This window comes from Bacteroidota bacterium, assembly GCA_016711505.1.
In the GTDB taxonomy this organism is placed as follows: Bacteria; Bacteroidota; Bacteroidia; order AKYH767-A; family 2013-40CM-41-45; genus JADKIH01.
The window spans coordinates 1-14,814 of the sequence record JADJSV010000001.1 but is presented as its reverse complement, the minus strand read 5'-3'; the positions used below and the strand labels follow the sequence as shown (position 1 = coordinate 14,814).

Genomic DNA, 14,814 nt, shown 5'->3' with positions numbered 1-14,814 from the left:
TCTTGAAGTTAATCAGATTGAAAACCGATCTCCTTTTTTATAGTCCTTTTTTGCTTTTGTATTAATTACGTCTTTGTAATTTTTTGGATGCATGCCAAATCCGGGGCGGATAGAACGAATATTTTCTTCAGTTATCAATTCACCTGCTTTAATATCTTTAACAACATAAAGTGATCTCGAAAATTGTTTTCCCTTTTCTTGTCCTGGTGTCAATTTATAATCAACTACACCAAGTGAAAGTTCAGCCTTCCTTACTTCTGCAACCATACTTGCAAACTCATCTTTTGTTAAAGAGAATGCTGCATCAGGTCCACCAACAGCTCTATCTATGATAAAATGCTTTTCAATTATTTTTGCACCCAATGCAGTAGCAACAACAGGAGCTGTATTCGACATTGTGTGATCCGACAATCCTGAAAACACATTGAATCTTTCAGAAAGGTCTTTGACCATTAATAAATTTGCTTCACTTAATTCTGCAGGATAACTCGAAGTACATTTCAGAAGAATTATCTGATCATTATTCATTCGTTTACATGCATCAAGTGCAAGTTCAATATCATCAATGCCTGCAATTCCTGTGGAAATGATAACAGGTTTTTGTTTAGATGCAACATATTCGATCAAAGGAATATCAGTAATCTCGAAAGATGCAATTTTGTAAGCCGGCACATTTAATTTTTCAAGAAAATCTACTGCTGAATTGTCGAATGGCGATGAAAAACAGATCAGTCCTTCTTCAGCTGCAACATCAAAAAGTTTTTGATGCCATTCCCACGGAGTATATGCTTCTTTGTAGAGATCATATAAATATCTGCCATCCCACAATGTTCCCTGACTGACTTTAAAATCATCATTGGTTGAATCAATAGTGATCGTATCAGCTGTATATGTCTGTAGTTTTATACAATCAGCACCTGCTTTTTTTGCCTCTCTGATTGTGTGTATTGCATGTTCGATTTGCCCATTGTGATTTGCAGAAAGTTCAGCAATTATAAAAACTGGCGAACTGTCTGAAATAACAAATTTTCCGATCTTTATTTCTTTCATGCTGCTATTTGTTTTGTGAATGTAACGTATTCTGCTGTTTCACTTTCAATTTTAAATCCGGTACGCTCGAAGGCCTTCAAAGAAGAAATGTTTTCTTTGAAAACTTTTCCCGAAACTGTTTGTAGAACATAACCTCTTGAATCAGCTATGTTTTTTAAAAACACAAGCCCTTTACACAATAATACCTGACCATAACCATAACCATGATATAGTGGGTCGACCAGGTAGCTGATAAGGGCATCACCTTCATTCAGATCAAAACGAATAGAACCAACAGAAATATCATCCTTTAATGCGATCAGGTAGATACAATCTTCTGATTGAATTTTTCTTTCAAACCAGAGAACATGTTCTTCTTTTCTGATCTCAGCTTTGCTGAAAGAATGTTTTCTGATTACAGGATCATTTGCCCATTTAAAAGTAGTATCAGTATCTTCAATTGATGCTACTTTCAATGTAATTTTTTTTGCTTCAGCTAAGTTGAGTAGAATTTTTTCAATTCTGATTCCCGATTTACCATCAAAGAATTTTCTTTTAACCTGCGGTTTCGAAACAGCAGTCTTTATAGCAGAAATAATATTCACTTCACTGAAATCTTTGGCGTCAGTAAAAGTGTTTGCCTGCAAGTAATTTGAGTAAATAAATTTTTGATTGTCAACATACAATCCTGAGATTACATTACACCCTGCGGCCAGACATTCCAGCAATATGCCACCTGCCGGAACGATAGCTATTCCGGATTTCTGCATGAGCGCGAGCATCCGGTCATCGTCAATCGACTGAAAATACTTTATACGGATATCTTTATCGGCAATTGATTGTATTGTTTCAGCATTTGTAAATGCAGACCCGGTTACAACGTTTATCTCTTTAAACTGAGTGTGACTGCTTACAATTTTTAAAACCTGCTGAGTCATATTCCTGGGATCGGCTCCACCAAAACAAATGAATGCAATTTCATTGTCGTGTTTTACATCGGTCTCTGAAGCAGCTTTTAAAAATCCCGGACGTAGCAGAACATAGTCTGACCCCAAGGCGAATTGAGTATAAATTTCTGCGGAGTAATTACCGGATGTTATTCCGGGAGCATGATTGAGAATCAGATCAGCAAAATAATGCTTATCATGGAGATCATCTATACAAATGAGAATTACACCTACTCTCTTTAATTCAACTTGAAAACTTTCAGTGAATTGATATCCATCGAGGATAACAAGATCTTCGCCATTTACCGACTCAACAAATTTGTCATCCGAACTAATTTTATGAAATTCAAATCCGGCTGAAATAATATTGGCAGCCAAAGTTGGTGGAATTTCCAGACAATAAAAGCAAACAGAAAATTTCGATTTTACCATCTGTGCAAGAGCGAAACAGCGCATTAAATGCCCTAGTCCCATGACAGAATTTCCATCAGTTCGAATACATAACCTAGGCTTCATTCCGCATCCGGTATTTTAATTCTGCCAATTTCCAGTCAGAAGGATTATCAATGTCCTGTACTTCTTCTTCCATCATGATTATTGATGATGAATTATCAGTAAAAACAGAATTTCCAATTGTAGCTACATTCATCCAATACCATTGACCGGCATCATGAAAAACTTTTTTCAGATCCTGACTTCTTGAATTGAGAAATTCCGGCCAGATAAAATTTACTTTTCCTGTTTCATAAAGTTCCATTCCTCGCCAGACAGGATAACTGAATTCCACAACAGGAAAAACAGAATCAAATTTTCCTGATGTGAGTTTTTCAAAACCTTTTTTCAGTTGTGAAGCATTGATCAAAGGAGCAGCAGGATAAATGCAACAGATCTGATCAAAACTTTTATTCAGGTTCGTCTTATAATAATTAAGAACTTCTTTGATAACTTCAAGAGTTGTCGCCTGATCATCTGAATTTTTTTCGCTTCTTAAAAAAGGAACTTGTGCGCCATGAGCTTTTGCGATATCAGCGATCTTTAAATCGTCAGTTGAAACCATTACTTCATCGAAAAGACCGCAATCCAAAGCTGCCTGTATTGAATAGGCAATTACAGGTTTCCCGAAAAAATCTTTTATGTTTTTTCCCGGAATCCGCTTGCTACCACTACGAGCAGGAATAATTGCCAATCTAGCCATAGAATTCCATAATTTTATTGATCACAAAAGTCTGGTCTTCTTCTGTAAGAGTTGGATACATAGGCAGAGAGATACAATTCTTATAGTAGGCTTCTGCTTGCGGCATATCACCTTCCTTCCAGCCAAATTTTTTATAGTAAGGCATCAGGTGGCAAGGGATATAATGAATTTGCGCAAAAATATTGTTTGCACGAAGGTGATTGTAAAGTCCAAGTCGGTTCTTTACTTCAAGAATATATAAATGATATGCATGTCCTTCCACTACACCTGACTGACTAACTATAAAATCTTTTCCCTGAAAAGCTTTTTGGTAAGTAGCTGCAATTTCCCTTCTTCTTACTAAACCGGCATCAGCACGTTTGAGTTGGCTTGATCCTAATGCTGCCTGGAAATCTGTCAGACGATAATTGAATCCGAGTTCCTGCATTTCCATATACCAAGCCGGAAAGGAATCAGCTTTATCTTCTCCGGATGCGAAAGCCGGAGTATTTTCAAAAGCTTTTCCTCACGGGTGATTCCATGAGTACGAAGTGTTAGTAATCGCTTGTATAAACTTTCATCATTTGTTGTGATCATCCCACCTTCTCCACATGCAATATGTTTAACAGGGTGAAATGAAAAAATTGCCAGATCAGCAAAAGTTCCGTTACCACATGATTGATTTTTCTTTTTGCTGTCTGTAAAAAATCCTCCGGGTGCATGACATGCATCTTCGATAATCCAAAGACCATATTCATCAGCAAGTTTTCTGAATGCCTGAAGAACAACAGCGCGACCTGCAAAATCTACAGGGATAATTCCATGGTAGGTACCTGCTGGTGCTGATTCCAGTAATTTCCTGACACTTTTTATGTCGAGCAAATATGTTTCAGGATCGATATCAGCAAAAATAACTTCACCGCCACAATAGCGAATGCAATTTGCAGAAGCAGCGAAAGTAATGGGACTAGTAATAACTTTCTGGCCTTCTTTTACATTTAGAGCAAGTGCGCACAAATGCAAAGCAGCAGTACCATTTGAGACAGCCACAGCATATTTTGCGCCAATATATTCAGCAAAATTATTTTCAAATTCCTTTATTGCCGGACCTTGAGTCAGGAAATCAGATTGCAGGGTATCGCTAACAGCTTTGATATCATCTGCTGTTATATTCTGTCTTCCGTATGGGATCACTTTTTTATTCATTACACTTTAAAATCAGAGTCAACATGTTCAACAATGAGTTTCCGTAAACTTTCAACTGATTCCCACTCAGTATTATTATTGGAAGTATAACTGAATCCTTCTTCCACTTTTTTAGCATTGAATTTTTTAATGTAATCATCCAGTTTCCAGTTTGGAACCTGAGGCAGAATTACGTAATACTGTCCAAGGTCATAGGTGCTGAATGAATCGGAACTGGTGATCATTTCTTCATGGATCTTTTCACCGGGACGGATTCCGGTGATCACATGCTTACATTCAGGAGCAATTGCATTTGCAACATCCATAATTTTGTAAGATGGGATTTTAGGCACAAATAATTCACCGCCCCATGCTGTGTCAAGAGCATATAAGACCATATCAACACCTTCTTTGAGTGTGATATTAAAACGTGTCATATCAGAATTTGTAACCGGGAGCGTTCCTGTTTTTTTCTTGTTAAGAAAAAAGGGAATTACAGAACCGTTTGAGCCCATTACATTTCCGTAACGTACAACTGAAAATACCAGGTCTTTATTTCCTTTGATATTATTTGCTGCAATAAATAATTTATCAGAAGTTAATTTTGTTGCACCATACAAATTAATTGGTGCACATGCTTTATCTGTTGAAAGCGCAACTACTTTGGTTACATCTGTATCAAGAGCTGCTTTAATTACATTCTCAGCACCGCCAACATTTGTTTTTACGCACTCATCAGGATTATATTCTGCAATATGAACATGCTTCATTGCTGCTGCATGGATAACATAATCAACACCTGAGAATGCCCGTTTTAACCTTTCTTTATCACGGACATCACCAATGAAATAGCGCATGCTTTTATATTTTGATTCAGGAAATTACTGAGCCATCTGATATTGCTTTTGTTCATCGCGTGAAAAAACAACAAGTCTCTTAACTTCAGGCCATTTATGCAAAATTGTTTTTACCAGTTCTTTTCCTAAAGACCCTGTACCACCGGTAATTAATATTGATTTGTTATTTAACATAGTTCTTAATGTCAAATTTATATTTTTTATTGCCTTCAAATTCCCATTCATAAGGAATAACCGGGCTTACGGTATCTGAAGCAAGAGTATCAGCCAGTCCGCCGTTCAATCCGACTTCGGAAAGAACAGTTGATATGCTGAAAATTGCTACATCTTTTGATTCTGTTATCAGTGTCAATCCATCTGATGCACGGATTCCCATATTGATGGAATATTGTCCCGGCATGAGTGGTGCATTCAGGAAAGTACATTTAACGATGTTCTTTCCTTTTACAAATTTATCAGGACGAAATCCGTCGACCATAGCTGTTGCAGCGGTAACCGGCCCTCTTCCATTTTTTATTCCAAGCCACAAATATGGTTTTTCAAATTCTTCCAGCGAATTAAGTTCAACTTCAACACTGATGCTTTCGCCAAATTGAAAATTATTCAGTGCCGTGCCTTTGTCATTTCGAAGAATCGCTTTTTCTATAATCACTTTTTCATGATTACCGGCTTTACCTACAATAAATTCACCTTCTTCAGCAAATCCGCCTCCGAAATACATTCCGGTAATCATTTCCGTATTTCCATTGGCTTTGATACGACCTTTATCAAGCAGGATAGCACTACTGCAGAGAGCATTGATGGCCCCCATGTTATGACTAACAAAAATAACTGTGCGGCCATCGGATTTACTTACGTCATTCATTTTTCCCAGACATTTCTTCTGGAATTCTGCATCACCGACTGCAAGCACTTCATCTACTATCAGGATCTCGGGTTCAAGATGTGCTGCAACTGCAAAAGCAAGCCGGACATACATTCCCGATGAATATCGTTTAACAGGAGTGTCCAGAAATTTTTCCACTTCTGCAAAGTCTACTATCTCGTCGAACTTCCTGCGAATTTCCTGTTTTCTCATTCCGAGGATAGAACCATTAAGAAATATATTTTCCCGTCCGGTAAGTTCAGGGTGAAATCCTGTTCCGACTTCAAGTAAACTTGCAACTCTGCCTTTCAGTGAGACCCTGCCTGTTGTTGGCTCTGTGATCCTGCTAAGTACTTTCAGCAAAGTAGATTTACCGGCACCGTTTCTTCCGATAACTCCTACTCTTTCTCCTTTTTTCAGTTCAAATGATACATCATTCAAAGCATAAAACTCTTCCTTTGTAACACGTGTCTTTTCTTTTGATAGCACGTTTCACTGAACCTGAAATCACATCACGTAAAGCTACATAGGAATGACCTGCTTCATGCCGAAGGATATATTTCTTTGTAAGATTTTCTACGCGAATGACTACAGACATGATCAGATAATATCAGCAAAGTTTCTTTCTACTTTACGGAAGTAATTGAAACCGATTATAAATATGATGACAGACATGATCAACGAGATCGCGAATGTACTTTTATCAAGACTAAAATTTCCACCGAGTAGTGACCAACGGAAGCCGTCGATAACTCCGACCATTGGATTCAGAGCATACAGATATTTCAGATCTCCGGTAACAACACTTGTCTTAAATCCGACGGGTGAGATATACAAACCAAACTGAACAATGAAAGGTACGATGTATCTGAAGTCACGGTACCTTACATTCAAAGCACTGACTAAAAATCCAAGTCCCATGCTTACAAAAATTGCCTGCAAAATAAATAATGGTAAAAATATCAGATGCCAGTCCGGTACAAACTGGTACCAGATGTAGATTCCGATCATGATTGCAAATGATATGAGCAAATCGATGAATGAAACAACAACAGAACTTACAGGAATAATTATACGTGGAAAATAAACCTTGCTGAGCATGGTTGCATTTGCGATCAGAGAATTGCTGGCTTCGGTAAATGAGTTTGCAAAAAACTGCCATGGAATCATTCCTGCAGAAACGAGTAAGAGATATGGAACACCATCTGATGGAAGTTTAGCAAGCCTTCCAAATATAATTGTAAATACAAAGATTGTCATCAGTGGTCGGATGATACTCCACAAAACACCTAGTACTGTTTGCTTATAACGTACAAGAATATCACGCCATGACAAAAAATAAAACAGTCCCCGGTAATTCCAAAGATCTTTTCTGAAATTGGACCTTCTCCTGTTTGGATCAATAATAATATCGAATTCGTCTGCTGACATTCTGTTTTTTAAAAAATGCTGATGCAATAAACTTACATCAGCATTTATAATTTAAAGAACTTATAAAATTAATTACTTAGCGTAATTCACCGATCTTGTTTCACGGATCACAGTGATCTTCACCTGACCCGGATAAGTCATCTCCGTCTGAATTCTGTTAGCAATGTCGAAAGAAAGTACTTCAGCTTGTTTGTCCGTCAGTTTTTCACTTTGAACAACTACACGCAATTCGCGACCGGCCTGAATTGCAAAAGTTTTCTCAACACCAGGATAGGAAAGCGCAAGAGCTTCCATGTCCTTCAGACGTTTGATGTATGATTCAACAACTTCACGACGTGCACCTGGACGTGCACCGGAAATAGCATCACAAACCTGAACGATTGGAGAGATCATACTGTTCATTTCGATCTCATCGTGATGGGCACCGATAGCATTACATACTTCAGGATTCTCTTTGAATTTCTCAGCCAGTTTCATACCCAAAATAGCATGCGGTAATTCCGGCTCATCATCAGGAACTTTTCCGATATCGTGCAATAGTCCGGCACGTTTAGCCAGTTTTACATTCAGTCCAAGTTCAGCAGCCATGGTAGCACATAAGTTTGCCACTTCGCGCGAGTGCTGAAGTAAATTTTGTCCGTAAGAAGAACGGTATTTCATACGACCGACCATTCGGATCAGTTCAGGAGCAAGTCCGTGAATTCCTAAGTCGATAGTTGTACGTTTTCCAATTTCAACGATCTCATCATCTAGCTGACGTTTCACTTTTGCAACGACCTCTTCGATACGCGCTGGGTGAATCCGGCCATCGCTTACAAGTTGATGTAAAGCAAGGCGAGCCATTTCACGGCGAACCGGATCGAATCCGGAAAGGATGATCGTTTCAGGAGTATCATCAACGATGATCTCTACTCCTGTTGCAGCTTCAAGGGCGCGGATATTTCGGCCTTCGCGACCGATGATACGTCCTTTTACTTCGTCGTTTTCAATATTGAAAATTGTGACAGCATTTTCAACAGCATGCTCAGTAGCGACACGTTGAATCGTCTGAATGACGATCTTTTCGCTTCTTTATTGACAGTAAGTTTAGCTTCTTCCATGATGTCTTTGATGTACGACATGGCATCTGGTTTCGCTTCTGCTTTCAATGCTTCAACAAGCTGACTCTTTTCCTGATCAACACTAAGTCCGCTGATCTTTTCCAACTGTTCAACCTGACGTTGATGTTGTTTTCCCAAGTTCCTCTTTTTCCCTTCAATTATATCCAACTGATTTTTCAGATTGGCCTGAAGAGTTTCGTATTCTTTTCTTTTCTGAGTCTGTTCGATCTTCTGAGCTAAAGCAGTTTCTTTTTGTTTGATTCTGTTTTCAGCAGCATTGATATTCTTATCTTTTTCAGAGATCACTTTTTCGTGTTCTGATTTCAGTTGCAAGAATTTTTCTTTTGCTTCAAGAATTTTATTTTTCTTAAGCACTTCTGCCTCTGATTCCGCTTCTTTGATAATGATCTTTGCTTTGTCACCTGCGACCTGTTCTTTTTGAAGAGCAGCCTTTTTAGCAAGTGAGTTCGCAAGGACATATCCGACGATCAGGGCAACTATTACTCCGATGAGTAGATATAATAATGATATTTCAGGCATAATTGGGGTATGGTATATTTGGGTTGTTCGTTTTTAGTCTTTTGTAATTCGTTTTTAGTTTTTCGTTTTCGAAGGACGAAAGTCGACCAACAAAAACGTAAAAAAAAACCCGCATTAATTCCGGGACTTGTTAAACCCCTAAGTCATGGGTGGAGCGGTCTGACCGTTCTGGTTTCTGCTGTCTTTTGAGGGAATCTTACCGAGGTAAGAGCAGCCTGCCATAGTAGTCATTGAACGAGAAGCTCCAATTGTATTGAAATGTTGAGTTTATGTAAGGATCCGGAAGTAATGCGGGAATGAATTAAGTCAATGGGAAAGAGCAGGCACAAACCGATTCAAGAAACCGAACCGGATCATCTTGCAAATGCACAAAACTATATTTTCAAAGAACGCCCTATTTAGAAAATTTTTCCTGCGCAAGATATTCGTCGACAAGAAGCGTAAGGTATTCGATTTGTTCTATTGCTTCCTGATCTGAACTGGCTTTTTTCCTGCTTTGAGGCTCCCATTGCTTCACTTAAACTGAAGGGCGCTCATGCATAAGATCTCCTGCTTGTCTTTGGACAGCATAGTTGTCTTCAAAGTCCTTTGATGCGCTTATTGATACTTTCAGCGGCCTGGAATTTTCTCCTGCTCTTCGGAGTTATCGGAGCGGATAAGTGGCTTGCAATGGAAACTTTTATGGACAGTAATTCTCCCATTCGGGTGGATTCACTTGTGGTTATCATCTATCATCGACATACTACGATCTACCTCGCCGATGACATCACTAATTTTTCTTTCATATTACTAATACTTTGTTTGGTTGAAGGATTCGATCTCTTTCAAATTTCGATAACCTTCTTCAAGACGTTGAACCTTGCATGTTCGTCCGTCAACCCGTCCTTTAGTTTTGGATCTCAGAAAGTAATTGTTCATTACGTTTCTTAGCATCCTCAGCAAATGTATCAATTTTTGAATGCGTATTTCGAGCGTAGGAAAATTACTTTTCATGTCTTTTGCTCATTCATGATACACTTTTTTTGGTGATTTATTGCGGTGAATAAATGTACCTGCAATTAACGAAAATATTTAAATGTTTACATAAAATAAAATGTCTTACGGGCCACGAGGTCAGCCTTTGAGTAATCCATATAAATAAATCAGTATTCCGCTTTATAAATACTGTTAAACAGTTGAAAATAAAAGTTTACCTGTAAATTTGCTGCAAAACCTTTGAATACAAAAACTGTTTTCGAAAAGAAATTCGTGTTTTCGACTTAATTGGCTTATTGTCAATTTCTTGGAAAGAAATATAATCTTCCATAAAGTATATTTTATTCTTAATAAATTCACCAAATATTGGTTTGACATTGACCCTATTTAATAATCAATTTTCTTGATAAGAGATTCACTCTTTAAATTAATCTGGGTAATGTAAATCCATTTGCCAAATTTTCAATATTGATCGTCATCGTTTTAGGAGAAACATTTTTCAGAATGTATTTAAAGCCAATTGAATTGAAAATTTCGACGGACTGATTTCGACGAACTAACTATATTAAGATTATCAGCAGCAGGGTTAGGGAAAATTGAAACGGAAGAATTTTTAATAAAATTATCGGCATTAGTTGTAATTCCAAAATCAAATAGAGATCTTTAGAGTATCGAATTATTTGAAAGGCCGGCATATATGTAAGTGGAATCAATTATTAGACATTTACATAAGGTCTATTTATAGTATTGAGTAAAAATTTCAATTCCATCATTTGCTGCTAGCCAACTATCACCATTGTCCGTAGAATAATAGACTCCTTGATCTCCGCCAGCAAAAGTATATTCCCGCAACGGCCATGTTTGTAGTATGACTTAGCCGGGACATGTTTATGCTTTTACTGACCCATGATCTACCGGTATCGCTAGTACATTACAAACCCCCACCATCAGTGGCAAGGAAAATCAAAGAACCTTCACAAACAATGAAGAGGTAAGTCTGATGATATTACCGGTATCGGGGCAAATCAGAAGTGTACATAATTGTCCAGGTTCTTCCCGTATCTGCTGACAACTAAATATCACAGTCACCACCAGCAATAATATATCTTCCAAATGTAGCCATGTCTTTAAATGGCAATGTTGTAATCCCTATCACTTAATGGGCATGCTAGGCCATTATCAATCGACTCCATACCAAATGAGGACCCAAATTGCAACCATAAGATTTGCTGGCGAAGACATTATTGGTTGAAGAATACAATACATAAATATTAGTACTGTCAAAGGCACTGTAAGTCCAGTTGTTTCCAAAATCAATCGACTTAAAAACCCAATTCCATAGCTACCAATATACAATTGATCCGGCGATCGTCATTAAATTAAAATAATTAACTGTCAAACCTCCATTACTCTTAGTCCAATTGTCTCCCTGATCATTCGAATAATAAAATCCGTTACTCCCTACACAATATAAAGAATTCTGTATTGCTTCAATTTTGCAGACTGTCACATTTGCAATACCATTATTCATTTCAGACCAGGTTGATCCGTCATTATTAGATAGAAATACCCCTGCAGATGATGTTCCTATAAAAACATTTTGGCCTCAGATTTTATATCATAGACATTTATGGCTAGAAATTCCAGAATCACTGAGCGCCCAGGAATTTCCATCATCAAATGAAACATAAAGGTTATTGAACGTTGAAGCAAATACTGCAGATGCCGTTGATGCTATTGCATAAATTGTAGCTGCGGGTATTCCATTTAACATTTGGTCCCAGTGTAATCCATTGTCAGTTGACTTATGCAAACCCATAGCTGTTCCTGCAAAATCAATGAATCCTTTACTCCTAAACAATTAACCAAGTAAGGCTTTCTGACCCGTAATTATAAATAAAACCAAAACCTGAAATGTCCAGGTCTGACCGGTATCTATCGAAGTATGACAACAGTATCAGCATTGTAACTGCAAATATTTCCCATTTTGTAATTTCGCTAGTTTTAAAAAAACCTGCATCGATAGTATATAACGAAAGCGATCCAGGTAGCCTCGGAATCAGGTGACATAAAGCGACCGTCATTTCCTGTCCCAACAAAAACGTAAGACCCTAAAATGGCAAGCGAAGTAATATTTGAAACTAGGAAGAGTAGAATTCACTTGTACAAATTATCACCATAATCAACTGACTTTTTAACTGAGAATTAAAACCATCGGTAACATAAATATAGACAAGGCTATCTTGCGATGCAACAATTTTGTCGCTGCTAATGTTTTTCTACCCATGAATTTCCATTATTATCAGACCTATAAATCCTCCAGTCGTTGCAGCATAAACTTTTGAACTATCACATGAAATAGAATAGACCTAACCAAATTATGGGCTCTCCCCTCTTTGCTGCCACTGGCATATGACAAAAGACCATTAAGAAGAAAATACTTGTTAGGTAAAATTTAATTTTCATGAGTCATTTTTGTATATAAAAAGTTCAATCCCAACGACCAATGTAATAAAAAATTAAAACCAACAATAAGTTCGTCATAAAACGTGGATAATTTCACAAGGTACATTTGCTAATGTATGATTAAAGCAAATGCAATATTCAAGAAGTACGAATCTTTACAAGTCCTCAAAGGTAGTCGATCTTACAATAAATAAAGGAGAAATAGTAAGCATTGTCGGCGCTTTCAGGTGCCGGAAAGAGTACACTACTTATTCTCGAACATTAGATAATGCCGATAGCGGAATTTTGACACTCGATGGAATCGAAGTCCACAACTACGTGACAAAAATCGCCAGTTTAGGAACCAGAAGATCGGATTTGTTTTTCAGGGCGCATCACCTTACCAGAATTCACAGCTTTGGAAAATATCATGATGCCGCTCTGGATCGGCGGAAGTTCCAAATCAGATGCTACAAAAAGCGAAAGCGCTTTAAATCAATTAGGGTTAAGTGACCGTGAAGAACATCGACCGTCTGAATTATGGTGGCGAACAACAACGTGTTGCTGTTGCAAGAGCATTGATCAACTCCCTGCTGTTGTTTTTGCAGATGAAACCAAGCGTGGTAATCTGGATCCAGCTTCCGCAAAATCATTGCATCAACTTTTCTGATCTCCGTAAATCGATGAACCAGACTTTTGTGATCGTTACTCATATTAATGAGTTGGCGGATATGGCGGATAGGAAGTTGACTATTAAGGATGGGGTTTGTGTAATTCAAAGTTTAAAGTCAATGTATTCTCAGTTTATTAGTTTCATTTTTTTCTGCAAAACAAATTTACAAAAAATTAAAGAGGTCCAATAATTATATTAAAAGCAGGAAAAGACTTGATCATTAAACTATTTATTTCATCTTAATCATTTTTCGTCTAACTACAGTCCTTTCATAGATAAATTCCAGATAATATGTACCGGCAGAAGATTGAAAGATTAAGTTCGTTTTTTTTTCATTTAACCTTATCAAGAATAATTTGACCAAAACCGTTATAAACACTTACTTTTTTGAACTTTTCCGGGGAATTAAATAATTATATCAGAGAATGGATTCGAATAAATAATTAATTCATTCTCCAAAATTTTATCAATGTCATTCGTCAAAGAATCGCATGAATACCCCAAGTAAGGGTGCCATCCTCATAGTCAGGATTATTTGGTAATCCCTAATAAGTTCTCTCCCGCCAAGGTAAAAGCTAAATAGGATTAAGATTACAACCCGCCCTGAACAACATTCTGATTTTCAATTACACTCAAATTCACATTATACTGACTGTACATATGTATTGATAAGGATAAGGAAAAGTTCCACCCGGATCCCCATTCAATGTACCAGTAAATTTTATTATCCGGTGCTAGCCGTAAATTACCTCCTCCGCCATATCGAGAAGTGGTAATAACAGCAAGAGTATCCTTGTTTAAAAAGGGATTTGATGAACTAGATCAAGCTGAAAGAGTCGAGACACTTCCATTTCATCTGCAATGTAGAGCAGATTGAATTAGAGAGAAGCAAGCTCCAAAGAATTGTAAACTATTTTGAAATTGACGACTGAATGATCCTTGAATTTGAAAACACTCCGGTGCAACGATCAAAATCAAATGTTTCTATCAGACCTGCAAAACTGACAAAGCAATTTTATTTCCTCTTTATTAAAACAAAGATTACCCAAACCTGCCCAAGAATTGCCACCTACATTTATATCCTTTGAATCATTGTATCAGGTAAAATCAGATATTCATAAAAGGCTGAATCACCTAATGCAGAATATCCTTTAAATAATTTCCAATCACCAATCTCTTCCATTGCCATGCCTATTTGTTGTCATCCTTCCACATAATGAATCAATATTTACTGAATTGTTTTTACTAATAACCTCACCCAATCCACCATCGCCTGTCATATCGACCACCAAACAGAATGTTCCTGATGGACTGAAAGGCGGGATATGGACGGAAAGATAGTAAATCGAAGAGTTTCCAGGTTTTGGAATACCCATCATTTCATCACATACTCCAGCCCCATTTATAGAATCTCCATTCAACATAATTCGATGATTGGTATTTATAGACTTTTACAGTGGTAACATCTTCCATCGGGTGCAGCATACGGCCAAAACAATAAACCCTAGTGAATCACTCATAGAAGCACACGTGCCTCGACTGTCCATCCCTGTCGAAATAGGAACAGGCATTGAAATATTTCTAAAATCAATG

8 protein-coding genes and 5 pseudogenes are annotated in these 14,814 nt (G+C 37.5%); 2 read left to right on the top strand and 11 right to left on the bottom strand.

Translation table 11 applies throughout. The annotated features are described in order from the left end of the window. Window positions 1-12: 12 nt before the first annotated feature. The 8 genes and pseudogenes from pseI to rny all read right to left on the bottom strand — a co-directional run bounded on the left by pseI (window position 13) and on the right by rny (window position 9,128). Window positions 13-1,050 carry a pseudaminic acid synthase gene (gene pseI, locus IPL24_00065; GenBank protein MBK8362116.1) on the bottom strand — a complete coding sequence of 346 codons (1,038 nt, stop codon included), beginning with the start codon at window positions 1,048-1,050 and terminating at the stop codon, window positions 13-15. Continuing rightward, a complete protein-coding gene (gene pseG, locus IPL24_00060) occupies window positions 1,047-2,492 on the bottom strand; it encodes a UDP-2,4-diacetamido-2,4,6-trideoxy-beta-L-altropyranose hydrolase (protein MBK8362115.1) in 1,446 nt (481 codons plus the stop codon). Before pseG ends, pseI begins: the two co-directional genes overlap by 4 nt. After that, window positions 2,482-3,171 carry a pseudaminic acid cytidylyltransferase gene (gene pseF / locus IPL24_00055; protein ID MBK8362114.1) on the bottom strand — a complete coding sequence of 230 codons (690 nt, stop codon included), beginning with the start codon at window positions 3,169-3,171 and terminating at the stop codon, window positions 2,482-2,484. Before pseF ends, pseG begins: the two co-directional genes overlap by 11 nt. Next, window positions 3,164-4,356, bottom strand: a pseudogene (gene pseC / locus IPL24_00050) (UDP-4-amino-4,6-dideoxy-N-acetyl-beta-L-altrosamine transaminase). The gene pseF and the pseudogene pseC overlap by 8 nt, the downstream one beginning before the upstream one ends. Continuing rightward, a pseudogene (pseB, locus tag IPL24_00045) lies at window positions 4,356-5,366 on the bottom strand (UDP-N-acetylglucosamine 4,6-dehydratase (inverting)). Before pseB ends, pseC begins: the two co-directional pseudogenes overlap by 1 nt. Continuing rightward, window positions 5,356-6,655 (bottom strand): annotated as a pseudogene (locus IPL24_00040) (ABC transporter ATP-binding protein). Before IPL24_00040 ends, pseB begins: the two co-directional pseudogenes overlap by 11 nt. Before the next feature lie 2 nt (window positions 6,656-6,657). Continuing rightward, window positions 6,658-7,488, bottom strand: coding sequence for an ABC transporter permease (locus IPL24_00035; GenBank protein MBK8362113.1), 831 nt, complete (start codon window positions 7,486-7,488; stop codon window positions 6,658-6,660). 72 nt (window positions 7,489-7,560) lie between these two features. Then, window positions 7,561-9,128, bottom strand: a pseudogene (gene rny, locus IPL24_00030) (ribonuclease Y). A 591-nt stretch (window positions 9,129-9,719) separates the two neighbouring features. On the opposite strand from rny, the gene IPL24_00025 reads away from it, so the two are divergent. Then, window positions 9,720-10,058 carry a hypothetical protein gene (locus tag IPL24_00025; protein ID MBK8362112.1) on the top strand — a complete coding sequence of 113 codons (339 nt, stop codon included), beginning with the start codon at window positions 9,720-9,722 and terminating at the stop codon, window positions 10,056-10,058. A 1,387-nt stretch (window positions 10,059-11,445) separates the two neighbouring features. Here IPL24_00025 and IPL24_00020 read toward each other — a convergent pair. Both IPL24_00020 and IPL24_00015 read right to left on the bottom strand, forming a co-directional pair. Further along, window positions 11,446-11,634 (bottom strand): hypothetical protein, encoded by a 189-nt coding sequence (locus IPL24_00020; GenBank protein ID MBK8362111.1) that lies wholly within the window; start codon window positions 11,632-11,634, stop codon window positions 11,446-11,448. Between the two features lie 87 nt (window positions 11,635-11,721). Further along, on the bottom strand, window positions 11,722-11,964 hold the full coding sequence (locus IPL24_00015) for a hypothetical protein (GenBank protein ID MBK8362110.1): 243 nt from the start codon (window positions 11,962-11,964) through the stop codon (window positions 11,722-11,724). Between the two features lie 721 nt (window positions 11,965-12,685). Here IPL24_00015 and IPL24_00010 point away from each other — a divergent pair. After that, window positions 12,686-13,315: pseudogene (locus tag IPL24_00010) on the top strand (ABC transporter ATP-binding protein). A 1,072-nt stretch (window positions 13,316-14,387) separates the two neighbouring features. On the opposite strand, the gene IPL24_00005 reads toward IPL24_00010, so the two are convergent. Next, window positions 14,388-14,645 carry a hypothetical protein gene (locus IPL24_00005; GenBank protein ID MBK8362109.1) on the bottom strand — a complete coding sequence of 86 codons (258 nt, stop codon included), beginning with the start codon at window positions 14,643-14,645 and terminating at the stop codon, window positions 14,388-14,390. Window positions 14,646-14,814 lie beyond the last annotated feature (169 nt).